Origin of the sequence: Arachidicoccus ginsenosidivorans, from assembly GCF_007971385.1 — a bacterium.
Classification (GTDB): Bacteria; Bacteroidota; Bacteroidia; order Chitinophagales; family Chitinophagaceae; genus Arachidicoccus; species Arachidicoccus ginsenosidivorans.
On sequence record NZ_CP042434.1, the window covers coordinates 5,006,971 to 5,032,045 of the forward strand.

General features: G+C 39.2%; 22 protein-coding genes. 5 read left to right on the forward strand and 17 right to left on the reverse strand.

All coding sequences use genetic code 11. The features are described from left to right. Nucleotides 1–171: 171 nt before the first annotated feature. Complete coding sequence (locus FSB73_RS20090; protein WP_225974207.1) at nucleotides 172–795, reverse strand: low affinity iron permease family protein; 624 nt, start codon at nucleotides 793–795, stop codon at nucleotides 172–174. Nucleotides 796–866: 71 nt separating this feature from the next. After that, entirely contained in the window at nucleotides 867–1,211 is a 345-nt protein-coding gene (locus FSB73_RS20095) for a DUF421 domain-containing protein (RefSeq protein ID WP_146786379.1), read from the reverse strand. Between the two features lie 373 nt (nucleotides 1,212–1,584). On the opposite strand from FSB73_RS20095, the gene ku reads away from it, so the two are divergent. Together ku and FSB73_RS20105 are read left to right on the forward strand one after the other, a co-directional pair. Then, on the forward strand, nucleotides 1,585–2,466 hold the full coding sequence (gene ku, locus FSB73_RS20100) for a non-homologous end joining protein Ku (RefSeq protein ID WP_146786382.1): 882 nt from the start codon (nucleotides 1,585–1,587) through the stop codon (nucleotides 2,464–2,466). Between the two features lie 47 nt (nucleotides 2,467–2,513). Next, nucleotides 2,514–2,870, forward strand: a complete 357-nt coding sequence (locus tag FSB73_RS20105; RefSeq protein WP_146786385.1) for a CinA family protein — start codon at nucleotides 2,514–2,516, stop codon at nucleotides 2,868–2,870. Between the two features lie 261 nt (nucleotides 2,871–3,131). Here the strand turns inward: FSB73_RS20105 and FSB73_RS20115 are convergent, their stop codons facing one another. From FSB73_RS20115 to FSB73_RS20130, 4 genes are all read right to left on the reverse strand, one after another. Further along, the gene (locus FSB73_RS20115; RefSeq protein WP_146786386.1) at nucleotides 3,132–3,650 is read right to left on the reverse strand and encodes a DUF2383 domain-containing protein; all 519 of its coding nucleotides are present in this window, start codon (nucleotides 3,648–3,650) and stop codon (nucleotides 3,132–3,134) included. 38 nt (nucleotides 3,651–3,688) lie between these two features. Beyond that, nucleotides 3,689–4,138, reverse strand: coding sequence for a ferritin-like domain-containing protein (locus tag FSB73_RS20120; protein WP_146786389.1), 450 nt, complete (start codon nucleotides 4,136–4,138; stop codon nucleotides 3,689–3,691). Between the two features lie 88 nt (nucleotides 4,139–4,226). Continuing rightward, on the reverse strand, nucleotides 4,227–4,856 hold the full coding sequence (locus tag FSB73_RS20125) for a DUF4142 domain-containing protein (protein ID WP_146786392.1): 630 nt from the start codon (nucleotides 4,854–4,856) through the stop codon (nucleotides 4,227–4,229). Nucleotides 4,857–4,987: 131 nt separating this feature from the next. Continuing rightward, on the reverse strand, nucleotides 4,988–5,557 hold the full coding sequence (locus tag FSB73_RS20130) for a YciE/YciF ferroxidase family protein (protein WP_146786395.1): 570 nt from the start codon (nucleotides 5,555–5,557) through the stop codon (nucleotides 4,988–4,990). A gap of 450 nt (nucleotides 5,558–6,007) precedes the next feature. On the opposite strand from FSB73_RS20130, the gene FSB73_RS20135 reads away from it, so the two are divergent. Beyond that, the gene (locus tag FSB73_RS20135; protein ID WP_146786398.1) at nucleotides 6,008–6,562 is read left to right on the forward strand and encodes a hypothetical protein; all 555 of its coding nucleotides are present in this window, start codon (nucleotides 6,008–6,010) and stop codon (nucleotides 6,560–6,562) included. A gap of 89 nt (nucleotides 6,563–6,651) precedes the next feature. On the opposite strand, the gene FSB73_RS20140 is transcribed toward FSB73_RS20135, so the two are convergent. The 4 genes from FSB73_RS20140 to FSB73_RS20155 all read right to left on the reverse strand — a co-directional run bounded on the left by FSB73_RS20140 (nucleotide 6,652) and on the right by FSB73_RS20155 (nucleotide 10,761). Beyond that, entirely contained in the window at nucleotides 6,652–6,960 is a 309-nt protein-coding gene (locus FSB73_RS20140) for a hypothetical protein (RefSeq protein WP_146786401.1), read from the reverse strand. 132 nt (nucleotides 6,961–7,092) lie between these two features. Beyond that, nucleotides 7,093–7,635 (reverse strand): DUF892 family protein, encoded by a 543-nt coding sequence (locus tag FSB73_RS20145; RefSeq protein ID WP_146786404.1) that lies wholly within the window; start codon nucleotides 7,633–7,635, stop codon nucleotides 7,093–7,095. Nucleotides 7,636–7,974: 339 nt separating this feature from the next. Beyond that, a complete protein-coding gene (locus FSB73_RS20150; protein WP_146786407.1) occupies nucleotides 7,975–9,471 on the reverse strand; it encodes a sigma-54-dependent transcriptional regulator in 1,497 nt (498 codons plus the stop codon). A 546-nt stretch (nucleotides 9,472–10,017) separates the two neighbouring features. Continuing rightward, nucleotides 10,018–10,761, reverse strand: coding sequence for a DUF72 domain-containing protein (locus FSB73_RS20155; RefSeq protein WP_146786410.1), 744 nt, complete (start codon nucleotides 10,759–10,761; stop codon nucleotides 10,018–10,020). Between the two features lie 714 nt (nucleotides 10,762–11,475). Here FSB73_RS20155 and FSB73_RS20160 point away from each other — a divergent pair. Both FSB73_RS20160 and FSB73_RS20165 read left to right on the forward strand, forming a co-directional pair. Continuing rightward, entirely contained in the window at nucleotides 11,476–12,294 is an 819-nt protein-coding gene (locus tag FSB73_RS20160) for a mechanosensitive ion channel family protein (protein WP_146786412.1), read from the forward strand. Nucleotides 12,295–12,333: 39 nt separating this feature from the next. Beyond that, nucleotides 12,334–13,335, forward strand: coding sequence for an SDR family oxidoreductase (locus FSB73_RS20165; protein WP_146786415.1), 1,002 nt, complete (start codon nucleotides 12,334–12,336; stop codon nucleotides 13,333–13,335). 173 nt (nucleotides 13,336–13,508) lie between these two features. Here FSB73_RS20165 and FSB73_RS20170 read toward each other — a convergent pair whose 3' ends face one another. The 7 genes from FSB73_RS20170 to FSB73_RS20195 all read right to left on the reverse strand — a co-directional run bounded on the left by FSB73_RS20170 (nucleotide 13,509) and on the right by FSB73_RS20195 (nucleotide 24,356). Beyond that, nucleotides 13,509–14,282, reverse strand: a complete 774-nt coding sequence (locus FSB73_RS20170) for a DUF3823 domain-containing protein (protein WP_225974208.1) — start codon at nucleotides 14,280–14,282, stop codon at nucleotides 13,509–13,511. Between the two features lie 165 nt (nucleotides 14,283–14,447). Next, nucleotides 14,448–16,340: a RagB/SusD family nutrient uptake outer membrane protein gene (locus FSB73_RS20175; protein ID WP_146786421.1), complete on the reverse strand. Its 1,893-nt coding sequence runs from the start codon at nucleotides 16,338–16,340 to the stop codon at nucleotides 14,448–14,450. A gap of 18 nt (nucleotides 16,341–16,358) precedes the next feature. Beyond that, nucleotides 16,359–17,981 carry a SusC/RagA family TonB-linked outer membrane protein gene (locus tag FSB73_RS25710; protein ID WP_225974209.1) on the reverse strand — a complete coding sequence of 541 codons (1,623 nt, stop codon included), beginning with the start codon at nucleotides 17,979–17,981 and terminating at the stop codon, nucleotides 16,359–16,361. Continuing rightward, a complete protein-coding gene (locus tag FSB73_RS25715; RefSeq protein ID WP_225974210.1) occupies nucleotides 17,978–19,666 on the reverse strand; it encodes a SusC/RagA family TonB-linked outer membrane protein in 1,689 nt (562 codons plus the stop codon). Before FSB73_RS25715 ends, FSB73_RS25710 begins: the two co-directional genes overlap by 4 nt. Before the next feature lie 1,772 nt (nucleotides 19,667–21,438). Further along, entirely contained in the window at nucleotides 21,439–22,698 is a 1,260-nt protein-coding gene (locus FSB73_RS20185; RefSeq protein WP_146786424.1) for an oligogalacturonate lyase family protein, read from the reverse strand. Between the two features lie 495 nt (nucleotides 22,699–23,193). After that, complete coding sequence (locus tag FSB73_RS20190) at nucleotides 23,194–23,958, reverse strand: metallophosphoesterase family protein (RefSeq protein WP_146786427.1); 765 nt, start codon at nucleotides 23,956–23,958, stop codon at nucleotides 23,194–23,196. Continuing rightward, complete coding sequence (locus FSB73_RS20195) at nucleotides 23,955–24,356, reverse strand: hypothetical protein (protein ID WP_146786430.1); 402 nt, start codon at nucleotides 24,354–24,356, stop codon at nucleotides 23,955–23,957. Before FSB73_RS20195 ends, FSB73_RS20190 begins: the two co-directional genes overlap by 4 nt. Between the last annotated feature and the right edge of the window lie 719 nt (nucleotides 24,357–25,075).

A 25,075-nucleotide genomic window follows, 5' to 3' on the forward strand; every position in this document is an offset into this window, starting at 1 on the left:
TTACGTTTTTTAAAACAAGCAAAGCGTTACAAATTAACACCCTATAAAGCACATAATCCATGCCGATGATGATTACCTAACTCCATGCCGGATAAATGTGCTGGGTTGCAATGGCCACCTCAAATGGGTAATCAATTCTACAACCTTCATGCGCTTCAATACATTGGTATCTTATTTTTTTACCTCACTTTTTTTGATCTTGTCCTCCTTGGGCTCATTGGCTTCTATTTCTTCTTCAATCTGAGAGGTTTCCATTTCCTCGATAGAATGCGAGCGCTGTAGCTCTTTTTCCTTTTTGGAAATAGAGGATAACTTGATATAGTAATCTTTAATAAGCACCAGCTCCTCCTCCGTCAGATCTTCTACGTCAATTAACCGGTTACTCGCCCGCTTATTGGAGGCAATGAGTTCATTGAGTTTCATTTGCAGGGCCATAGTATCCTTATTTTGTGATTGTTGTATTACAAAAACCATTAGAAATGTAACAATGGTCGTTCCTGTATTAATCACCAATTGCCAGGTGTCGGAATAATTAAAGATAGGGCCACTTATGGCCCAGGTGATAATCACCAGAAAGGCAATTATAAAAGCCCAAGGAGAACCAGTAACTACTGTTACTTTTCCTGAAAAGTGGTCAAAGACACGACCTAGTCGGCTTGGTTTTGGTCTTTTTGTGTCAGGTGCCGCTAAGGATGCTGCTGCGACGTCTTTATTCTTATCCTTCATAAGGGGGGGCGCAAGGTTGGGCTTTGCGGGTTTATTATTTTTAGCATTGTTGTTACTGTTAATTTTCATGATAATTGATTATATGTGGATTTTTAATATTTAAAACACAACGAACTGATAACTGAGTTAGCGCAAAAAAATTATGAGTTTTGTTTATGAACAAAACTAATCCTGCCGCTACTCTCCAGCATAGCGGACTGGATCAATTGAAGATGCTCTGTGTTCATTTCCAAACGCAGGCTTTGCATAAACTCCTGATAACTAATGCATGATTTTTTCAGGTTTTGCCAATAGAACTGTCCCTGCCCGTATAACAACACTGGTTTACCTTCTAATAAATAACTGAACCACTTATATTTAGCACAAAGCCAGGAAATGAACCTGTTAAGCAGTACCATTACCAGACAAGCCGCGGTGGCTGGAAAAAATGGGGCATCTCCAATGATGATCTTTGAAAGGACCGATCCTACGACAATGAGAATCACATAATCAAGTGCAGATTTTTTCCCGAAAATCTGCCAGCCGCCTATCCTTAATAATAAATAACCGGCCCAGAAAATGACGCCACCCCAAGTGCCATTTGACTAACGGAGATTGACTCAGCCTGGCCCCATAAATTCGCGTCGAACATATCGGTAATTTAATAAAATAAAAAAGGTGTGTCACAGACAGCTATCTAAATTCGTACCAATTTGCAAAGACTTAGCCTGGGATTAGCTCTTCTAAGGATGTAAATTAAGTTTAATTACTAATGGATAGAAGGGACTAGTAAATGTCAGATATCATGGAACGATTTATGTATTATAAAAAAAGGAATAAAGCAATCTTACATTCTTTTTACACATAAAATTTATAGTTATGCGTTCCATCTGGACGGGATCCATTGCTTTCGGCTTAGTTAATATACCCGTCAAACTATTCTCCGCCATTGACGAAAAAGGGCTTGATCTGGATATGTTGGATAAAAAAGATCTTGGACATATCAGGTTCAAACGGATAAACGAGAACACTGGTAAGGAAGTGCAATGGGAAAATATTGTCAAGGGTTTTGAAATCGAAGGGAAATACGTTGTTCTGACAGATCAGGATTTTGAAAAGGCAAGTCCGGAAAAGACAAAACTGATCAATCTGGAATTATTTACAAAAACAGAGCAGATTGATGTTATTTTGTTTGACCGGGCCTATTATGTGGCTCCTGCCAAGGGTGGAGAAAGGGCCTTTGAGCTCCTGGAAGAAGCACTCAAAAAAACAGGCATGGCAGGTGTTGGTTCCTTTGTGCTTAGAAATAAAGAAAAGCCAGTCGTATTGCGCTCTGCAAAAAATATTCTTATGTTGCATACCCTACGGTTTATCCATGAAATCAGGGATCCATCCGAATTTGAAACAAAAAAAATAGCGACCAATAAAAAGGAACTTGATATGGCCACCGGGCTTATTAAAACCCTGGAAGGCACTTTTAATATTAATCAGTTCAAAGATACCTACACCGAGCAGCTTTTAAAATTAATTAAAGCCAAGGCCTCTGGCAAAAAGTTACCCGCTGCACCAAAAGTACTTGAAAAGCCTTCCACAGATCTTGTAGCGCAATTGCAGCAAAGTCTGGCTTTACATGATAGCCGTAAAAAAGCGCTGCTACCTGAAAAGCCGTCTGGTAAATCTGTAAGCAAAACCACCAGTAAAACTGTCCCTAAGAAAACGCCTAAAAAAGCAAAACAGGCTAGTAAAACAAAGAAAAAATAGACTGCGTGTCCGCTAATCTAATTGGCTTTTGACTATAATCATAACAAATGAGCACTTCCAGTAGTAATATAAAAAATATTGTTGAATCCCTAGCGGATCTTTTGGCCCAGCGCAACAAACGCATCGCTTTCGCTGAAAGCGCCACCGCAGGCTATCTGATGTCAGCATTTGCTTGTTGTGTACATTATGAGGTCTTAAGTGGAGGCATCGTTTGTTATGACGCTTCAATAAAAACGAACCTTTTAGGTGTTGATCCAAAAATGATTGATGCGAATTCAGCGGAATCTACACCGGTTACCGAAGCGATTACGCAGGGATTGCGCGTGTTAATACCTGCTGACTATTATATTGGTATTACCGGACTACTTAAGCCAGGGGAAGTGAAAGCCCGGCAAAACCGGTAGGCACCATATATACATGTATTATAGAAAATACAGATAAATTATCGGTTAAGAACTTATTTGAGGGCACAGCTGAGCAAATCAGGGATCAATGTTTGGAAAAAACTTGTATGCTATTGATAGAGAAATTATCCATGTCCACCATATAAATGAGTCGTCCCTAGATTCTAAAACACAAACGGGCTCCTTTACCTAAAAAGGAACCCGCTCGCACTACTGAACATGTCGATGGAAAAAATATTTAGATACCCAAAAAGATATGCTCTATGGTATAGGGGCTGATTGTGGGAAGGAAACCTCAATTTCAGCGGATTGTTGACGCCCGGAGTCGTAACGAATCAATATGGTTTCAAGTTCTTCCTTTGTCTTTTTGATACTAAAAAACTGCTTTAAAAAGGTGAACTTCAATAAAGGGTAATAATAAGTCAAATACTTATTAGCGCAGAGCAATTCATAACTTAGATGCATCATCTTTTCCGCCGAAAGCGCTGTAGAAAGTGCAGCTCTATCTTTTCTAGTGCTAAGGCGAACTCTAAAGATCATCCAGGCTCTATAAACAGCACCTGTCCATGAAGGCTTTACATGTGTTTCTATTGCTTGCAAAGCCATGGCTGCCTGTAATTTATCAGCAAAATAGTAACTTTGTTGCGTATAATGCTCAAATAAAGATTTTAAGGAAGGATCCTTTGTCAGAGACCGGGCTTTTTGGTAGCCAAGCGCCCGGTCCAGCTGCAATTGTATTATTTTATTTATTTGATAAACTAATTTTGTTCTGCTGTTCATAATAGACCATATTAAAGTTTACAAGTCAAATACTCTGATTAGGCACTATCTCTAAGTGTTTTAATTTGATCGTGTGCTTTTTCAATATCACGGTATTGCATGGTAATAACCCCGACTAAATTGTTATCCAGCTCCTGACTATCTTCCAGCGCATCCTTGTAGGTGCTTACTGCTGCATCCTCCCCTCTTTCGCAACTGGCCAGTACGGTCTTTCGTTGGTTGGTGGTTAATGCATCCTTGATATCCATCCAGGCTCTATAAGCGTCTCCGCTAATACTGGTTCTTTCGGCGGGTACTCCGCCATAACTTTCTACGGCGGTACCTAATTCGACTATATAACGCCCACTCTGTTTGGAGTACTGATCAAAAAGCGTCTTTAAATTTAGGTCGTCGCTATGTTCCCATGCTTTTTGATAACCTTCCTTCCTGTCTTCATTGATCTGGATAAGTGAATTCAAAAGATCCACTACTTTATCACTAGTTGTCATAAAATGATTTTTTAAAATTGCTTGAATTCAAGTTAGGATGACAGCTGCATGGTCCCAACCCTCGCTGCCAATCCAACCTGATTATTTATTATTTAAGAGATGCCTGGATTTGTTTGGCCATTTGTTGATGTGATTGCAGTGTTGGTAAAGCACTTGTTATAAATGAGTTTACCTCCGGATTTGCTACATCTGCAGCAGCCTTTTGGAACAAATCAACGTCTTTGTTATGTGCATCCACCATCATATCCATATAAGTCTTGTTAAAATCCTTGGATTTGGCGTTATTAAGCTTGTCAATCATTGACTGGCTATCTGCATCAATGGCTGCTGGAATGGTAATATTTAATTTACCGGCCAGATCTTTTAATTGATCGTTTAATTTACTGTGGTCAGTGACCATTTTATCAGCAAATTTTTTAACGTCGTCATTCGTGGCTTTTTGTTGGGCGATTTTTGCTGCCTGTACTTCGGTCATTCCGCCATTGGCCGCCTTTACCATGAATTCGGCTTCATTATTTCCGACGGCTGTTACGCTGTCATCGATTTTCTGGTTATTAATGTCCATGGCACTATCTACACCATTTCTATCTCCATTAGAATTGCCTTTACATCCGGCAAATAACACTGCTGCAAAAAATAGGGCAATCACTCCAGCTACTATACTGTTTAAATAGCGCTGTGATACTGACCAACATTCCTTAATCAAATTATGTTTCATCACGTTAAAATTTAAATATTTAAAAATAGGGGAAGTCCAGATAAGAACCCTAAAACCAAATAAGCTGGACTTCCATTCATTATATTGAAAGACTTATCCAAAGAAGATTACTTCATTGCTTCCTTTTTGATTTATTCCTCTATGCCTTCCTGATTGATGTCATTTTCTGCAACATCTGTTAATTTCTGATCTGCGGCCTTTTCTTCTTCTAAAGTTGCATAGAGTAGTTTTGCAGCATCCCTATGGCCCATTTGTTTAGCCCACTCAGTCAAACATCCATAAGTGGCAATTTCATAGTGTTCTACTTTTTGAGATGCCAGAATAATCCCACAGTCGCGAACCATGGTATCGCTTTTAGTTTCTTCCATGATTTCTGCTGCCTCCTTTGTTAAGCCTGCCATTGCTTCGCATTTTTTTGCCTGAGGTTTTAGTCCTAAAAGCTCAAAAACGGATTCCAGGCGATCCACATGTCCTTTGGTTTCTTCCAGATGCGCATTTATTACAGATTTGAGTTCTTCAGAGGTGGCTCCTTTGCTCATTTTTGGGAGTTCTTTAACCAGGTGTTTTTCTGCCCAATAAATATCTTTAAGTCCATCTACAAATAATTTGTGAAAGGGAGATTTAGCCATGGACGCAGAAACGCCTTGTTCTGGCTTTTTTGCTTCTTTTGATGAAACGGCGCTGTCTTTTGTGTTTTTCATTTTTTTAGGTTTAAGGGTTAATGTCAGTTTTAATTAAAGGCCTACTCTGATAATTTAGCAAATTATTATTCACTCATAAATACTGTATTTAATCTGCTGCATTTTGCCTCAGATCGAGTACAGGTAAAAGAGTAGGCCCTAATTGTTCACTTCTTTATAGTACATGCTAAAGCCATTCCGAAAATGCTACTTACAAAAAATCATTTCACTATCAATGACTTAATCATATTAAGTTGCCAGTTATGGCTAGGGTGCTGTAAATTTATGCGACCATTCCCCAACAATTCGTGCAAGCATTACCACACTTCTGTTACGACAAATCTATAAACCTCATGGTTGCTACAATAACTGCTAAAGGTTATTTGTATTGTGGCATAATATTTTAAGTAATCTAATTGTTATCTTGTAGTTATATGGAAAAATAATTGATCATTAAAAACAGCAAAAAAAATGGCAGAAAATATTGTAAAACAATTAGAGCAGCAATTAAGAGAACGTCCCATGAAAACCATGGATCCCAATACACAAGCGGCTGGTGATGAAAACATAACTGCTCCCAAAGCCTTATACCACCGCGCAGTGATGGCCGCAGCACTAGCGGGTTTACTTGAATTCAGTAGAAAGGACAAACATATTGAGGCCTTGCTTGCATCACAGGCAGATACAGATTTTGCAGATCAGATATTTCATCAACATTTTGGAGAACTTGAAGAAAAAATCAGGACTTATAGTGGGTATTCAAATGGGAATCCCAAAGCGGATTTTAACTTTGTATTGCAGCAACTAATAGATATTGTTGGCGCACAAACGGCTGGTGATCCAAAAGCAGCCAAGGATTATCTATCCAACCAAAGAGCCAATATTCTATCTTTTCTTCCCGGAGAATTGCAAACAGGTGAATTATTGGATAATGGAACCATGGATGATCGGACCAATAAAATGCATGGGCCTTTTTCTGATTTTACGCATTGGATAGAACAAATATTTTCAACTTCTGATCAATGATGAGGAACGGATGAGTAACGGCCCAACATTGTTATTTATGGTGCAAAAAGACATTATTGATATTATCTGAAGGCTTTTTTTGGAAAAAATTATTTATGGATGTGTTTGCCTTCTTTATTTCTTGTACCCGTTTTTTGGGGATGGCGGTTTTGCTCAACGGCTTGCGCCGCCATTTGGCGTTCTAATTCAGGATCAACTGCAAATAGAGCGTGACCAGGCGATGCGTCCTGAAATTTTTTAATGGAATTCGCATCCCCTTTTATTAATCTATTGCCAATACCTGGACTAATAGCAGGCAGTGCACCCTTTTTAACACGTGCTTCCATTTTTTGTTGCTTTTCTATTCGGGCACCATTTTTATCAGGCGCTAGACGAGGCGTTTTGCTGGTTTTTCGCATGTGGATTGTTTTAAGAAAAAAATAGCACAAAACTTATTCCAAAACAATCTGGATTGAATAACAATGAGTAGCAAATCAATGCAGTTTCCCCCGGTCAACACTGCCTCGTTTTACCTCCATAGGATATAGTGCCTACTCTTCCATGGCCACTTGATATACACCGGATAAGGCGATTTCTGAAAAGATAGAATCATTTATCTTTTTATCATTAATAATTGCATCAAAAGATTCAGCCCATTTGTAATTGTATAGTTTTTTGGCGGCGGTATACAAACTCCGATAAACAGCCATCTGGTAGAAAATGATACGTTGAATACCTGTAAGCATGGCAATATCCTTTAGTTGTTCTTTGTCGCTAATTTTGCCCATTTGTTCGGATAAAGGCAACATTAATAGTTCTGAAGCCCTTTTGTTTTCTTTGGATACATTGGAGGATTTTACACCAAGTTTTCTAAGGGAATTCATATGCTCTTTTGAGACCTTTTGGTAGTTTACCATCGCATTTTTTAAAGGTTGGTAAACTACCTTAATTAGAAGTTTCTTTATTAACTGATTGGTCTTCAGCTCCAACATATATATTTGCTGGAGCTCCCTTCCTAAAAAATGCATAAATGGGGAACTGTCATTTATGGAACTTATTTCTTTGGAACGCTGTGCTTTGGGTAAAGTAGTCATGATTTTTAATTTAAATGTTTGAATGGACAAAAAGTATAACAAGTATCCTGCCTTGATTTAAATAAAACCTTTTAAAAATGGATTAAATTATACGCTATTGTATTCAGGGCTTGTAATAATAAAGTGCAAGCAAAATCCATTTGGTTATTGATGGACTTTTTATCTTAAATATTCAAAAAATGATAAAGTATATTCCGCCGGGATTATTGCAAGCAACAATCGGTGATCTATCGGCCTTAAATAGCAGGGAAATAAAATAAGGTATTAAATACATTGTCGCCTGTTGGTGCTAACAGGCGACAATGTAGGTTAGTGAGTATATAGACAGCGACATAAACATTAAATATTTATTCGTTTTAATTTATTGTAAAGTGTTTTCCTGTCAATATTTAGGATTTCAGCTGCTTTGCTTTTATTGAATTTTACGCTTCGAAGCGTAAGCATGATTTTATTTAATTCTGCGATGGCAGCAATATCCTTCAAGCTCTTTTCTGACTGGGCGGCTCCTGATGCCTTTGTAGGAATGCCTAAGGGAGAAAAACTTGTATTCTGGCCAATAGATAAATCATCATCTGTATCCATACGAACTAAAAACTCCTGGGTTAATTTGACTTCCATAGGTAAATATTGCTCGGAAATTGCTTTACCGTTAGGGGTAAACAGGCAGGCCTTTTTAATCGTATTTAATAATTCTCTAATATTGCCAGGCCAATGATAAGTCTCCAGGATTTCCAGGGCCGCAGGTGTTGGCATTTTCAAATCCTTATTCAACCGTTTAGATGCATGAGCCACAAAAGCTTCAATAAATAAGCAGAGATCTTCTTTGCGTTCTCTTAACGGTGGAACAGTAAGGGAAAATTCATTTAAGCGGTGATACAGGTCTTCTCTAAATTTTCTTTTGGCGACACTTTCATACAGATCCTCATTTGAAGCAACAATAAGGCGAACATTTACTGGTTTTTCTGCGGAGCTGCCCACTTTGCGCACCACCCTTTCCTGAATAGCCCTAAGCAACAATAATTGCACATCATAAGAAAGATTACCAATTTCATCCAAAAAAAGTGTGCCACCCTGGGCCAGCATAAAGGCGCCTTCTCTTGTTTGTAAAGCACCTGTGAAGGCACCTTTTTCATGCCCAAATAATTCGCTGGCTGCCAGTTCTTTAGAAAGGCTGCCACAATCTACTGCCAAAAAAGGACCGCTATTGCGATGGCTTTTTTCATGAATCATACGGGCAACTGACTCTTTTCCAGTACCCGTTTCGCCATGAATAATAACCGTATAATCCGTGGGGGAAACCAGATCAATGGATTTATATAATTTTTTACTTATAGCACTGACCCCGGTTATATAAGGATAACCCTGTTTCATTACACCTTCAGACATTGTTTGCTCATTGCTTTCCCTTTTTTCCTTATCTGGCTTGCTTAAGATCTTTTCATTCTGATCTGGTGTTGCCGTTTGGATACCTGTTGCCTCTTTAAGTGCAGACGCTACAATATCAAGCAGTCTTTCGGGATTAATGGGTTTTAGCATGAAGTAAAAGGCCCCGCTCTTCATGAGCTCAACTGCCGTCTGAATATTCTCTGAATCACTCATGCTAATGATCGGAATTCCCGGTCTTATAGATTTGATTTTTAATAAAAACGCTACAGGATAGGTATTCTTAAGTTCACTATCGCATAGAATCAAGTCAAAATCAGAGGCTTTAATTAACTGCAATGCTTCCTTATTGCAACTCGTGCTGGCCGTTACAAATCCACTGTTTCTTAAAAAATTGCTGAACTTCTGGCACATAGCCAAGTCTTTGTCTAAAATCAGGATTTTCCGCAACATAGGTTACTTGGTTTAAGATGATTAAATTAAATAATGAATAACCAGGTAGCAATAAAATAAGCCCTTCCAAAAAGAACAAGAAAGGCCAAATCATATCTTTAAAAATTAGGGAATTGCATTTCCTCTAAAGGAGGGCTTCCCTAACTTGGAAAGTTATGATTAATGAAACAATAATTATTCCACAGGATAATAATATAGTAGGAATTACATATATTAATTTGTTAAATTATATATGAGAAAATATTACTACGTTTTGGGGAATTATCACACTCATATTCATCTCATTTTATCAAATTCTTATTTCAACAATATTTAATATTTTAAGGCGTTTATTGGTTTTTATATTACTATTGTTGCCCTGCCCGCATAGGCCACGTTATCCTGAAATTCCATAAGATCGTATTGGTAAATGGCGGCTACTGAGTAACAGGGATTAAGACCTAGCAATGCATTAATTCAGCCACTATCACTGGGTCACTAGTACGGACAATTGGTCAATTTGATTGCAATAATAATCACCATGGGCATTTTATTGGAAATCATCCGCTAGGCTCCAATTAGTCGTAGTAATTGTAAAGCATTTTGGGGCGCATAGCCAGATTCATCATTATCAAAGAAGAGATATGCATCTTTTCCCTGTTGCATCCATTTTACCATATCATCAGCCCAACTTTGGAGTTTGGCAGTGCTATAGGAGCCGCGGTATTTTTGACTGGGACCATGCAACCGCACATAGACAAACGAAGCTGTTGAAATTATCGGGCTTTGGTGCCCTCCCAATTCATAAATGCAAAAGGCAATATCATTTTTATTCAAAAGCGTATAAAGTTCAGGCCTATACCAGGAGCTGTCCCTAAACTCGATGGTCACCTGTAAATCATTAGGTAATAGTTGGAGAAAATGCTGCAATCTTTCCATATCCAAATGCCACTTAGGAGGTAATTGAAACAAGATAGGCCCTAAATGTTTGCCCAATCCCCTGGCAGCGTCAATAAAAGTATCCAGCTGCTCCTTTGAAACATTCAGCTTTTTCAGGTGGGTAAAAAATCTAGGCGCTTTAACAGCGAAAATAAATGAGTCTGAAACGGCTTTATCCCAACCTGCAAATACTTTCTTTGATGGCTGATGATAAAAAGAACTATTTAATTCGACTGCCTCAAATTGTCCGACATAATAATTCAGCCAATCCTTTGAATTTAGCCCTTCAGGATAAAATATATTTTTCCAGTGTTTATATTGCCACCCGGATGTGCCAATTAAACAATTACCTTGTTTATGTAATTTGGTCATAATTTTTAAATAATGGTTCAATCGGGCTCCTGGCCCTATTCGGGTTTGGAATATGCTAAACAATATTTGCGCCCAATAATGTAGATCAAACATTCAAGCATGGAAAGTGACAACGCTAATCCATGTAAAAAACCTTTGAAATTAGACAGGGAAATGATTATTACTTAATTGGTACATCATTTTTTATTGGCAATCTGTAGCTGTTTATGTCCTTAGGTTATAATTTTCAACAATAGCGTCCTAAATGCCGGATCATTAAGTACGAATCGTATTATTGGCAAATTTATCTAAGCTGTACTATAGGCCACGGGGTTAATAAGCCACAAACCATATGGAAATTATTTCCACATTTTGATCCATTCTGTAATCACTTTAACTAAGTTAGGAAAATTAAGTGTTGCTCCTAGAGCGATTTACGCCTTATTAAAATGTAAAAAGTTTTGGAATGAAGCTACTCAAACAACGCATATGTGCATCGTTACAGTGACATACCTTCTTTTTAACAGGTAATATTACAACGCTTAATATTAGTTATATTTTCAATGTACGGATGGCATAACTATTGAATTTAATTAAGCATACTGGTTTTTATCAGTATGGAGATATCGACAGATGAGTTTTGTTATTATTTATCAAATGCATCAATAAACCCAATAGTCGAGATCAATAATATTATTGGCCCCATTAAATATTTTCTTAGAAAACATTAACAGCATGGACCTGGAAAAACTATGGGTAAAAATTGAGCACCTTTTTATAGCCAGAATGCCTTTCATCCTGTTAGCGCTTTTTATACTCATTATAGGTTGGTGGATTATAAAATTTATTCACCATTATATTTCTGGCAGAATTAGCGATCCGCATGTAGATCCATCCATTAGGCCATTTTTTCTGAGCCTGATTACAATCGTACTTCGGTTGATCCTGGTTTTAACAGCGCTTCAAATGGCAGGTTTCAAACTAACTATTTTTACGGTTTTATTAGGTTCACTGGGTGTAGCAGCTGGTCTTGCCTTATCTGGCACTTTGCAAAATTTTGCCAGTGGCGCCTTGATTCTTTTACTTAAGCCCTTTCATGTGGGCGATAAAATCATTGCCCAGGGCAAAGAGGGCATTATTTCCTCCATTCAAATGTTTTACACGGTTATGATCGGTGAAGACAATAGAATGACCATTATTCCTAACAGCAAATTATCCAATGAAATTATTGTAAATACTACAGGATGCAACCTGAGAAAATTAGAGATTAAACTCAAATTTAAGTATACGACCGATTGGCCGACGCTCAAAACCTCTATAAATTCGGTCATTGATCATCTACCTAAAAAGCAGGCAGCGACGCTTGTGTCTGCTGACAATATAGAGAAACATGCCTTTGAAAGGAAAATTGGCGTTTTAACCTTAGAGCCAGATGGTTACACCATTGTCATCCATGTCTGGGTACCCAGCTCTAATTTTAATTATTTTGAATACTGCCTGAGTGAAAATCTTCTGCGTCAACTGAAAGATCAGACGACACTTCCTGGAACTTAATTGCATTAGGAATTATTAATCAATTTAAATTTATCAATTATGCCTAAAGACCTTAAAAAAAATACCTCTAAAGTCATCCCAAAGCCAAAGAAAGATCGTTTTCAAACCGAGCAGCAACAGACAAAATCACCGAAGGTGTCCCATAAGGTAGAGCAGGAAGCTGAAAAAAAAGCAGATCAAAAAAAAAAGGAAAAATCACCAGGTTTTCCTGCCCAACATCAAAAAAAGCAGCCTGGGTCAGAGGATGAGATGGAACCTGAGCCGCTCAGTACTCCTATAGCAGCACCCGCCAGACTCCTGGAAGGCAAAACAGTCATAATTACTGGCGGGGATAGCGGTATAGGTAAAGCCGTTGCGCTGCTTTTTGCCAGTCATGGAGCCAATATCTGTGTCGTGTATTTAAACGAAAACACCGATGCTGCAAAAACCCAGCAACAAATTGAAGACTTGGGCGCTAAATCCTTGTTTTTGTCGGGTGATATTACGGATCAATCTTTTTGTAAATCAGCCGTAGAACAGGCGCTTAGTCATTTCAGTGGCATCGATATTTTGATCAACAATGCCGGCGTACAGTATCCAAAGGATAATCCAGAGGACATAACCAGTGAGCAACTGATCAAAACTTTTAGTACCAATGTATTTGCAGCATTCTATTTTGTAACGGCCGCCTTACCTTATTTAAAAAAGGGTAGCTGTATCATTAATACCACCTCCGTTACAGCCTACAGAGGTAGTAAGTCGTTGGTAGATTATGCTGCTACTAAAGGGGCATTGGTTGCCTTTACAAGGTCGCTTTCCTCAGCATTGATTAAACGCCAAATCAGGGTAAACGCGGTGGCGCCTGGTCCTATTTGGACGCCGCTTATTGTAGCTTCCTTTTCCAAGGAGAAAGTCAGTAAGTTTGGGACAGATGTACCCATGGGTAGAGCGGGTCAACCCCAGGAAGTTGCTCCTTGTTATCTATTTTTGGCCACTGATCAGTCCAGTTATATGACAGGGCAAGTACTTCACCCCAATGGCGGTGAAATTGTCGGAGGATAGCTGTGGAAAAAGCCACAAATAATATAAATTAATAGGAATCAATAAAAAATAAGGGCTGATCGGCTATCCCCGGGAATTCATTACCTGGGGTTTTGCCGACCAGCCCATTTTACAACAAACACTACACTGCACGGTTGAGACAAAAATCTAAACGCCTCAACGCCTATCCAGTATTACTTAAGCTCGACTTTTACGATATCAGAGAAGATCATATCATCCACACCAGCAATCTTCACTCCTACTCTGGCAAAAAAGTAATTCTGGTCAGCGATGCCGATATTACCGCCCGAGATGTCTTTTGGAATCTTGGCGCTCAGGGTGATATTGGATAAATCTGCGATGTCTGCTCCCTGAATTGTTTTAAAGGCTATATTATTATCCTCATCTACAAAGGAAGTTCTATTGACGTACAGACCGACATACTCAATATCCTTTGCCCGATTATCCGTAATAATCTTAGAGACGCTGGCGGCTGCCGATACAACGGAATCGGTGCCGACGGTAAAATCTGCCTTATCCACCATATAATAAGGCAAGACCTCAATATCCATCTCTTTATTACCGTTGAGACTTAGTGGTATGGTATCACTTCCTGTCTCCGTATTGGCTATGCTTAGAAATGGACCCTGTCCGGGTGGTATGATCAGTTTGTATTCGCCGTTAAATAGTAAGGCAGAAAATGAACCGTCCTGGTTCAGATAGACATCAATGGGGGCGCTCTTGCCAAAACCGTCCTGCCATAATTCAAAATAGACGGCACTGAACCCTTCCTTATTTACATCCAACCCATTATTTTTAATCTGAATGGGCGTACCCTTATACACCAGATGCCCCGTAAACTTCGTTTTCGGTGCGTCATAATTATCCTTTTGGCAACTACTTATACTTCCCATAAAACCAAGCAGTAGTAATAAGGACAGATAATTTAAAAAACTATACTTTTTCATAATTTAAAATTTAATACTTATTAAATAACCGGCCTTGCTGCAGATATCTACATCTCGCCTCCCTGCTGCGTATGGTTGTTATAAACCAATATAATCTTCTTAGGGCGTGCGGTTTATAATATTGTAGGCAACGGCTGGTCTTCCTATCATTTGCCTTGCGAATGGCTACTGATTCGGGTTTTTGACGATCTTCGGATTATTGCTGATAATATCCTGATTAATAGTCGAATAATAATTCCCTAGCTGGAATCTATGGGCTGCCGTCACCTCATCGGGTTTAACGATCTTATAGATCCATTTACCATCGTTGGTGGCACCCGGGTCATAGACTTTATAAGGCCAAAGCCCGTAAGCCATGGTATTGGGTGCAGTGGCTTTGCCGACACCTGCTTCCAACTCTGCTGCAGTAATTTTCTGACCGTTCCATACTTTATCTGCTATGCGCCAGCGTTTGTTATCAAACAGCTCATGTCCTTCAAAGGCCAGCTCTACGCGTCTTTCATGAACGATTCGGTCAAATGTAATCTCAGTGGGTGTCAAATCTTTGGTAAAGCCTGCACGGCGCCTGATTTGATTAATAAAGATGGCTGCTGAGTCTTTTTTGCCTAACTCAAACTCTGCTTCCGCCAGGTTTAGTAACACTTCCCCATAACGGTATCTGACCCACCAGACTTCACTCTGGGTGCCAATCTGACCGGAACCAGTTGCCGGATCCATAAATTTGCGCACGTAAAATCCCGTCTGCGCAGAAAATTCTAAACCGTCAATCGGACCGGAGAAGCCAACTACCTGTTCTTTGTAATCCCTACCTGGTAACTGTGCCTGGCCACCAAAGGTCGTGGAGGTAATAATCTTTCCACTAGCTGGCACATAATAACCTGCCCAGATATCGACATCTTTGCCTTTAAATTGACTACCGGGTAATATAAAAGTACCAGCCAGACGCGCATCTCTGTTATTGAATATATCAGACTCCTTATCATAATAAGCATAACCAGCTCCACTTTGTACTTTGAAAGGCGTGTATTTATTATCTAGTGTCTCATATTTAAGCGCCAGGTTAAGCGTGGGATTAATCCGGCCACCTTGCGCTTCCTCGGCAATGGCCCTGGGTTGATTATTAAGTGTCCAGCCTTCCACTGTTCCGCTTTTTAATTTGAAGTTCTGTGCGAAAATTACCTCTGGATTATTGCTCTTGTCATAAAAAAGAGAAGCAAAGTTGTCTGCCAGATCATCTGGCTTTTTCATGTATAAGCTGTATTTGCCACTTTTTACCAGTGCTAAGGACGCGTTTCTGGATATCTGATAGTATTTATCGGCCTGAGAAGCGGGTATACCGATCTCACCGCCAGGCAAAGTCACCCCTGGTGTGTTAACACCATATTTTGCAATAGAGGCAGCATATAATGCAGCTCTTGATTGCATGGCCAGACAAAGTCCTTTGGTGGCACGGTCCTGTACAGTGGCATCATCTGGCAGATACTGCATAACTGTATCCAACTCAGCGAGCACAAAGTCGTAGACTTCGGCTTCTTTGTTTCTAGGTTGCTGTAGATAGGAAGGATCCCCGTTATAATCGTAGGTTTTGGCCTCTGTCACAATGGGCACCCCGCCCATTCTTTTGGCCATCTCAAAATAATCGGCGGCCCTTAAAAACCTGGCCTCAGCCACGAATCGTTGTTTATCGGCGTCATCCAGGGCCGTGGCACCACTGCAGCGTGCAATATAGATATTGATATTACGGATATAATCATAATTCCAGAGATTCCACCAGTCATAAGGAAAATCCGTTTGCTGTGCGCGCCAGTAATTGCCTGCCTCTGAAGGAAAGGCTTCATCAAAATTGGTAAATTCTACCCAATTGGTGATGGTTTGCTGATCTACATACCCTTTATAAAGATCGGCCAAAGCTGAGAAAGCCAGCTCCTTGGAACCAAAAACCTGATCCGTCGTCAAAATAGAGGTCGGGTCATTGGTCAGAAAATCTTTGCTACAGCCACCAGCCAGCATCCCTATTCCGGTAGCGGCTGCAATAGCTATTATATATATCTTTTTCATAACGTTATTGTTTTTAAATTAAAAGCTCAGGTTGATCCCAACATTTAAATATTTACTCTGGGGATAGGTCAGCCCGTTATTGTCATAGATTTCTGCATCGATTCCATACTGATGCACATTGTCTATGGAGAACAGGTTGTTTGCATTGACATAGAACCGGGCTTTGCTGATTTTTAGTCTTTCCAGCAGCTCACTTGGAAGGGAATAGCCCAGTTCCAGTGTTCTGCAGCGGATGTATTTGATATTGGTTAGCCAGAAGCTAGAGGGCTTATTATAATTGCTCTGCCCACTTTCATTAAAACGCATGGCAGGGTAATCTCCGGCTACCCATGGGCTGTTGACATCATAGATGTCCTCATGATGCCAATGGCTATCATAGAAGACTTCCTGTAAGGCTCCTCCATTTTGATAAGGCCAGCGCATTTCATAATCACGGACAAAGGAATATCCGGCCCCCATGGAGAAATCCATATGGAAATCAAAGCCGTTCCAGCTGGCGGCCAGATTCAAACCGCCATTGAAAATCGGATTACGGCCCCCACCCCAACCCAGTGGTCGGGTATCTTCTTTATTGATCACCCCATCGTTATTAAAATCTTTATAGATCAAATCACCTGGCAAAAGCGTTGAATTGCCCTGACCGTCGATATTGACCGGATAGTTATTGATCTGATCCTGTGAGGTAAACTGACCAATAACGGTATAACCCCAATCCAGATTTTGCGGACGGCCTTCCTGGCTATTATAGTACTGATCCAGGGAGTTGAAGAACCTGGGCTTATAGGTTGAAACGGTATAGGTTCTTGCATAGGATAAATTAGCGCCAATGGAGAAATTGACTTTCCCTGCCTGACCATGATAGTTAATGGCACCCTCAAGTCCTTCTACTTTATCTTTATTATCCGGAAGATTTTCTTCCGGTAAGGTATAACCTAACTCACTGGGCAACAATACATCATATTTTGTTCCGGGAATATCTGATCTGACGCGTTTAAAATAGTCAAAGGAACCGGTCAGTTTATTGTGAAACAGGCCAAAATCCAGTCCTAAATCCAACATATGACTTTTGATCCAGGTAATGGTGGTAACGGGAAGTCCTCTGTATTTGGAACTAATAACGGCATTGCCATCCAGGATGGCGGGATTTCCGTCATTATAATCATAGGCTTCCAGATAGGAGAACTCATCGATGGGTAGATTTCTGTCATCACCAGTCAATCCGTAGGAACCTCTTAATTTTAGTTCATTTAAGATATCTGGACTGATCAGTCTTTGAAAGAAAGGCTCCTGGGTAATACGCCATCCACCTGAGGCGAATGGGAATGTACCCCATTTATGCTCAGGAGAGAGTATATAAGAAGCGTCTCTTCTGCCAGCGACCTCCAGATAATATTTATTATTGTAATTGTAACTAATACGGCCAACATATCCAATTTTAGAGGTCGTAATATCCCCGTCATCATAGGTATCCATGGTGGAAAAATAGATCAGGGGCAATACATTGGTCGTGGGTACGGCGTGAACCCAGTTATTCAGATCACGACGCTTGTTTCTCTCTGTTACGAAGGTGACGCCGATAGAGTGTTTACCAAAAGTATGGGCATAGTCCGCCTGCAATTGCACATCCGTAGAAGTGATCATTCTTTGCCTGCGTTCCCGCCAGGGATTGGAACTCCCCCTGTTACGTTATAGGTACTGTCCTTTGGATCAAAAGTATAGGCATCATAGGTATACTCATGGTTATTGAGAAGTTCATTGGCATAATAATAACCGAATAAACCTTTTAATACCAGCCCTTCTATGGGTGTTTTATATTCTGCATTCAGATTGGTCTGCAGTATACGCCACGTGTCCTGATATTTACCGGACAGCTTTGTATTTAATAAGCCCCAGTTTTCAGTGTTGTGCCCAATATCATTGAGGTAATCCGGATTGTCATTGGCAAATGGCCTTTCCCAGGGTGTATTGCGTAAAATGGCAAAACGGGCTTCCCAATAATCGTCCGTTCCAGGAACGCCTGGATTTTGCCTGTCTTCAATACGACCGTTGATGGAAGCGCCGATTTTGAGACGCTTGGTCACCTGGGCATCAATATTACTCTGAATATTGGTTCTGTTGAACTTGTATTCTCTACCTAAAACAGAGTTCTGAAACAAATTACTGGCAGATACATAATAATTGATTTTGTCTGAGCCGCCAGTAAAATTCAAATTGACATTATTCAAAGGTGAGTTCGGCTGGACTATAAAGTCATACCAGTCAAAGTTTTTATAACCGTCTTCAGTCCCCTGTTGGTATTTATCCAGTTCTTCTTGAGAAATCGGTGTTTTACCCTGGTTAACATCTGCTTCTACTTTGCTTTTTTGCCAATCATAGTTATTAACCGTTTTGGGAAAGCGTGTCCAGTTTTGCCAACCGGTGTAGGCGTTCAGATTGATTCTGTTGGCGCCTCCTAGCTTACCCCGCTTGGTGGTGACCAAAACAACCCCGTTTGCCGCTTCTACTCCATAGATGGCAGCAGAAGCGTCTTTCAATACGGAGATGCTCTCAATGTCATTGGGAGAGATATTATTGAACTGGCCTTCATCCTGCGGAATCCCGTCGATAATAAATAAGGCAGAACCCATGTTTCTGATAGAAACGCTGGCACTCGCACCCGGACGGCTGTCTGACATCCTAAACGAGACGCCTGGCAGTTTACCTGCAAGCATGGCGCTCACCGTGGATCCGTTATGGGTGTTTTCAAGATCCTTGCTGTTGACGGTGGCAATGGCAGAGGTGACATCCGATTTTTTCTTATTCCCGTAGCCGATCACAATGACATCGTTTAGGCTGCTGTCAGCTGATTCTATCAACTGGATTTCCAGATTCTGGGTAGCGCCTAATGCCAGTCTTTGTTCAATATAACCGACGTAGGAAACATATAATGTATCTCCGGATTTGGCCCTTAGATTAAATGATCCATCCGCACCGGTCAAAGTGCCAGCTACACCACCTGTAGGTTTGAGTGAAACACCTTCCATGGGTTTGCCTAAAGTATTATAAACGTGGCCATGGTAATCGTGGAGTTCACTGCTTTGCACACCAGTTGTGTTATTGTCCTGTGCAAACAATGAACCAGTGAGGCTAAAGACAAGAATTAAACTGGCCAATAAAGGCAGCATATTTTTGGGTTTGAAAACCCGGTTTATAAAAGTTATTTTATTTTGCATACAACCGGCGTTTGTCCAGGTTGCCGTATTCCTAAGTGAGGGGGAGTCATTGTCAGACCAGGTTTTTTGGTACCTCCAGGCATCGTCCCTTTTTTGCGCATTCTTCGCATTCATAAAAATAATTTTAGGATAGTTAATAGTGTTGTTGAAGTTGATAGGTGCATTCAATTGCTGCTACAGTTGATTGATCAGTAGGTTGTTCCCGGTTAAAGGGAACGAACCTGATACATTAGCTAAATTGGCTAATGTCCAAAAGATTCATCTTGCAGAAGAATCTTTAAGCGATTCGTAATAGTCTACACAGCAGCGCTGAATGATTTTATTATCCATCATCTAAGATGCTGTTTAAAATTCCTCGAAGTAATTTTATCGCACCGCTGGTTGGCATAAACATCAACCAGGAGCCTTTGCCTAGAATTAGCTCAGCACTTCTATGCATTTTATCCATGATTTAAATTCAATTATTTTGATTTTTTGGCAGAAATAAGACAAACCGTCCCTTACCCTGCCTTAACGCAATCGTTTGCGTTTTTAAGCGTGGGAAAACCAGTTCTATGCTGGTTTAAGTACGTCCATAAAATTTCTGCCTGGTGGCAGGGCTTCTGCTACCAGTATGGCATTTAGGAAAGAAGAGCAAACAAAGGTTTGTGCCTCTAATTCTAGTGTAGTGAGTAGATGTTTATTTTATAAGTGTTTAGGATTCATCACCAATCCAATTACATTCCTTACAAAAGATTTGCAAAACAAACATGAGGTTTTGCGGCAGGTTTACCAGACTTGCATCTTATTATATGTCAGTAATTTAAATCTAATAATGAATTTATAGCGTAATCGTTTGCATTAATAGGTTTTAAAAATACGGTTAAGTGTCAGCCGTTTTATAAAAAATTCAGGTGTTCTAAAATCAATTATACCTCCTTTTAGTTAATTTAAAAGGTTTCTACTTAGGTTATGTAAGTAAAAGCTTTCATTTTTATTTAGATTGAACGGTTCCACACTATGTCATAAGAAAACCTGTAGCAGGATTTGAATTCCATAGGTGGTGTCGTTTTGTTAATTTGAGATTACAATTTAATATGCTTTTGACAGTCTTTTGGCTTTTTCGCCCTTGATTAAACAAGTATTTGTTGTTTATTTGACATTCATTAACAAGGTTATGGCTTCAAATCTTAAATAAAGACAAATCAATCAATGGGTTAATAACAGGGAAGTCCAAAATGCGAATTTGGATCTGGTTTAAAAAATTGCTTTGGTCAGGGTGTAATTATTGAATTCTAAGAATAAGTTTCTGCATATCCATATTTTGATGTTTTATGTAGTCCCGTGGATATTCCACCGTGTTATCGGATTTTGCTTTGGAGGATTAACCCTCCACTCCAGAAAAATATAAACACGTAGTGAGGTTAATGTGGTGTCGTAATGCCGAGAAGGATGCATAACGGATATGAAACAATGATTAGAAGAAGCGTGTAAAGATTAAAATTTGGTTTTTAAATAAAGGTAAAGAATAGACTGTGGCATTTTTTGCTGAAGTGATTGACCTTGACCTGGCCTGCATTTCAAAAATCTTGCAATCCAGCAATCCATGCCAAGCATGGAAAAACAGCTATAATTTTAAATTAAGTGATCCCTTAATAATCTAAATTATTCAGGGATTACTTTTATTATCAGCCTATTTAAAATTAGCAAAGTTGGATTTATTGGCATTAAAGCTACGCCATATCACGGTGGTCAGGACTACAAGTATTTGTCAGACTCCACCTTGACCCGGTAATACCGGTTATTAGCGATTTTGATGTATTCAGGTACTACATATTTCCATATCGAAATCTTGCTAAAGAAGATAGTGGTTCAATCAATCGCCCACGTTAAAAGAGTTGTATTTTCTATTTGGCTATTTTGACTTCATACATATCGGTGTGTCCTTCAAAATTTGCCCTGAATATAATCCATTTGCCATCAGGTGAAAAATGAACATTCGGTTCTAACTTATAATCATGTTCGTTTAGATCCACGAGTTTTTCTGATGAAAAGTGATCGCCTTCAGGTGTAAAATAATAGAGCCATTTGCCGTCAGGGGCATTTGCCACCGAACGCCGGGCACCGCCATCCCCTGCAAAATGAGTTTGATCCCAACTACTGGTGTAGTGCACAGACCACTCATTTCTGGTGAGATGATACTTAACTTCCTTTCCTGTTGCCAGTTCGGTTCCATCCACATAAAAATCTTTGCCTCTGGGCAATTGTAAATCATACCAGATATATTTACCATCTGAACTAAACCATTCATGTCCTGCAATTTCCATATCCATGGTACGTTTATGGATTAGACGAGGCGTATCTCTTTTAATGACATTTATCGTCCAGATCCTATCCACCTTGTGCCAAGGACCTTCATGGCAAAACATGAGTAAATCGGGATCGGTTGGAGAAAACTGCACATGGTTCAGCCAGGCGCTATCTGTAAATATTTTGCTGAGTTTACCGGTTTGGATATTTATCGTAAATAATGTCCTAGGTAATCTGGCCTCATATATCCGGTTAAAATACGATCCTTTTTGTGGATATTTTCTAGAAATTTCTTTCTCTGCGGGTGTGGCATACGCACCGGCCAGTAATTTACCATTTGCATTCACGGTGGTAATATTTGCCTTAAAATCATCCGGAAAAACAAAAACCAGTTTTAGTTTGCCCGTATTGACATTTACCCCAAAAACGCTGTCTTTTATCTGAAAATAAGCTTCATGATTGAGCCTGCTGACGATTTCTCCTGCCATACTATTGGCTTTATGCGTTAGTTGGCGAGATTTTCCCGTTTTAAGGTCATAGGTATAAATTTGATTATTGTATGGATTTTGCTTTGGATGATATACATAACCATCTGCTCCAAAACTGGTATCCCTAGGAATAATATCACTGCCATAATACACCATTTTGCCATCCACAAATGGATTATTATGAAAATAAAAACTGCGGTGATTGCCTGGCGTATTTATTAATCGCCTTACCAGATGACCGGTGGCTTTATCAATCCATGCGTCCGGCATTTTTCCTTTTCCAGTTTCAAGCACAGGTTGTGCTTGCAATAGCGTAAAACCCTGAAAGAGCGAAAGGCAGCCCAGTAGTAAAATCTGTTTTGTTTTCATGAAAATAATTTGATGTTTGTAAGCTTATATACCTTTTGTGTTTCAAACCAAATATTATTTCTATTACTATCCCTTACAAATAAGGGAAGGTGTCTTTTTAATACTTTCACAAAGCTTTGGCCATTGCGGTATGGCTCCAGGCTCCTACCACCCACTGTACCTATACTGCCAAATCAAAATGCCTTATATTGGCCTATTGCTAGCCGGTAGTGCACACGCTCTTGTAATAATACATGCCTCGAGTCAAAAATGTTTTCCTTTTCAAATTTACTATTGTCCGTTTGTTTAACCATCCTGTACTGTGCTGGTCAAGTTTTTTTTCTTAGTTCTAGTTTGGGGGTCTCCCCTGCCATGGCAGCAAATCCTTTTATAAAAGCTTAAGTTATGGCCTGGGACCTTATTACTAGGTAATCCCTATTGCCTCAATTAAAGAAACCTGCTAATCTTTCAAGCATTCCCTTTGATTGTTTCTAACTATATTCAGGTTTTGTATTCTTATAAATTTATGGATAAGGGTTTACGGTTGACAACTTTATATTCATTGTCCACGGCGGCACCATTACTGAAAAGAACGCTCCTTGTATTGGTAATTCTAACCATTCTAATACCATAATTATCGCATCCGGTTCTGTTGGCTGTGACACTTTCATGTATATGTCCGAAAGCAAATAATTTTAGCTTTTTAAGCCTTTTTTGCATAACTTCCAGTGTTTTTTTACAACCTCGGTGCAGATCTTCCTTTGGCTGGGCATACTCTTGAGGGATGAGATCCATATAACCATAAGCTGGGCCATGAGACAGGAGTATTTCTACCGCAGAGGGTATTTTCGCTAAATGCTTGGTCATTTGTTGCTCATTTGCATTGAAAGCCCATCTTTCAGGATGGAACTTCGGACTCCAAGGCATGCCATGAATCGTGAGTCCTTCCCAAACGTAGGTTTCATCTTCAAGATATTTAATGTCCGGGTATTGATTAATATTAGCCATAACTGCATGCCATTTGTCGCGATGCAGTTCTCTTGCTACGCTGTCCGTATTGAATTCAGGAGGAAGTGTCCTGGATAATGGAATGTCATGGTTGCCAGCAATAAATACTTTTTTCCTTGCCGGCTGCTTATGTAGCCATTCAATAAACCGAATCATATCTGCCAGGTTCGTCCTGCCTGGCCCATAGTCTCCTGTAGCAATTAGGAGGTCAGATGCTGGAATTTGTAATTCATCCTGTTTGCCGTGAAGATCACTTATATGGGTTATAATCATTTAATCAATTTTGTGAGTGCATAATTTATGGCATCTTCCATAGCCTCGACAGGGGTTTTGAAATTGTCGTTAGCCTCCATAGGTATGTAATTTTTTATGTTTGTCTGGTTTATCTCCCAGTAATACACTCCAATAATATGGGGTATTTCAATATGGTAATGAAAATTTATCCATATCCATTTAATCGCCATTTGCAATGTAGGTCTTGGAATAAAGCCATCCTCTAATCCTGAATTTTTAAGCGCATAGTTTTCATAGGTAACCGGATCTCCATTTTCGTTATACAGGATAGCGAAGGTACCCACTGCCGGTATTTGAGTAAATCCCTTTCTTACAAGTTTCTGGGCCAGTTTAAAACTGACATAATCTTCTTCAATATTGTTATTTAGCATTTTCATAAAATGGTTTTTTATTTTTTAGGCTAACAAAGTTGTGAACAATTAATATTCCTGCTGCCCATATACATACAAGGCAACTCATTGTAAAGCCATTTAATTTCCTCATCATGGTATACTGGAAAGTTATGAAACGGCCAGTATTAAGGGTCCCTAGCAAAAAGGAGATCATATCTTTTTTGATTTCCCAGGCATATTTTATGCAGCAGCCTAAGCCATATTGTCTTTTTGAAATAAGTGTCATATTTGAAACATATTTAAATTAAACTAATACTCCCCTAAAAGGTTAAGTCAGAAAGGTTGATAATTTTTATTTTATCAATTTTCTGAGCGGACATTTATTTAAGCGCAATCGCATTCCAAATCCAGGAAATTTTTAATCATGGCCAGCAATAAAATTGATTGTTGGTACAAAAATATGGATAATTTATTAGCTAGGGGGTAATTTTTGGTCGTTTATTTAATGAAATGGAGTTCCAGAACAAAGTTTAATTGTACTGATTATTTATCATCAAAATTTAAAATCTCAAATTAATTGAGCCAATAATGAAGAATAAAACATTCAAAATTTAGGCTGTTTGGGTTGTTATTCCTTAACATTATTTTATAATCATTAAGTAAAATTTTATTTAAATATAATTATAAATGCTTGAAATATAATAATTATTTGCCCAAAATGTTCATTATTTATATTTATTTTCAACATTTTTAAAATTCTTTTT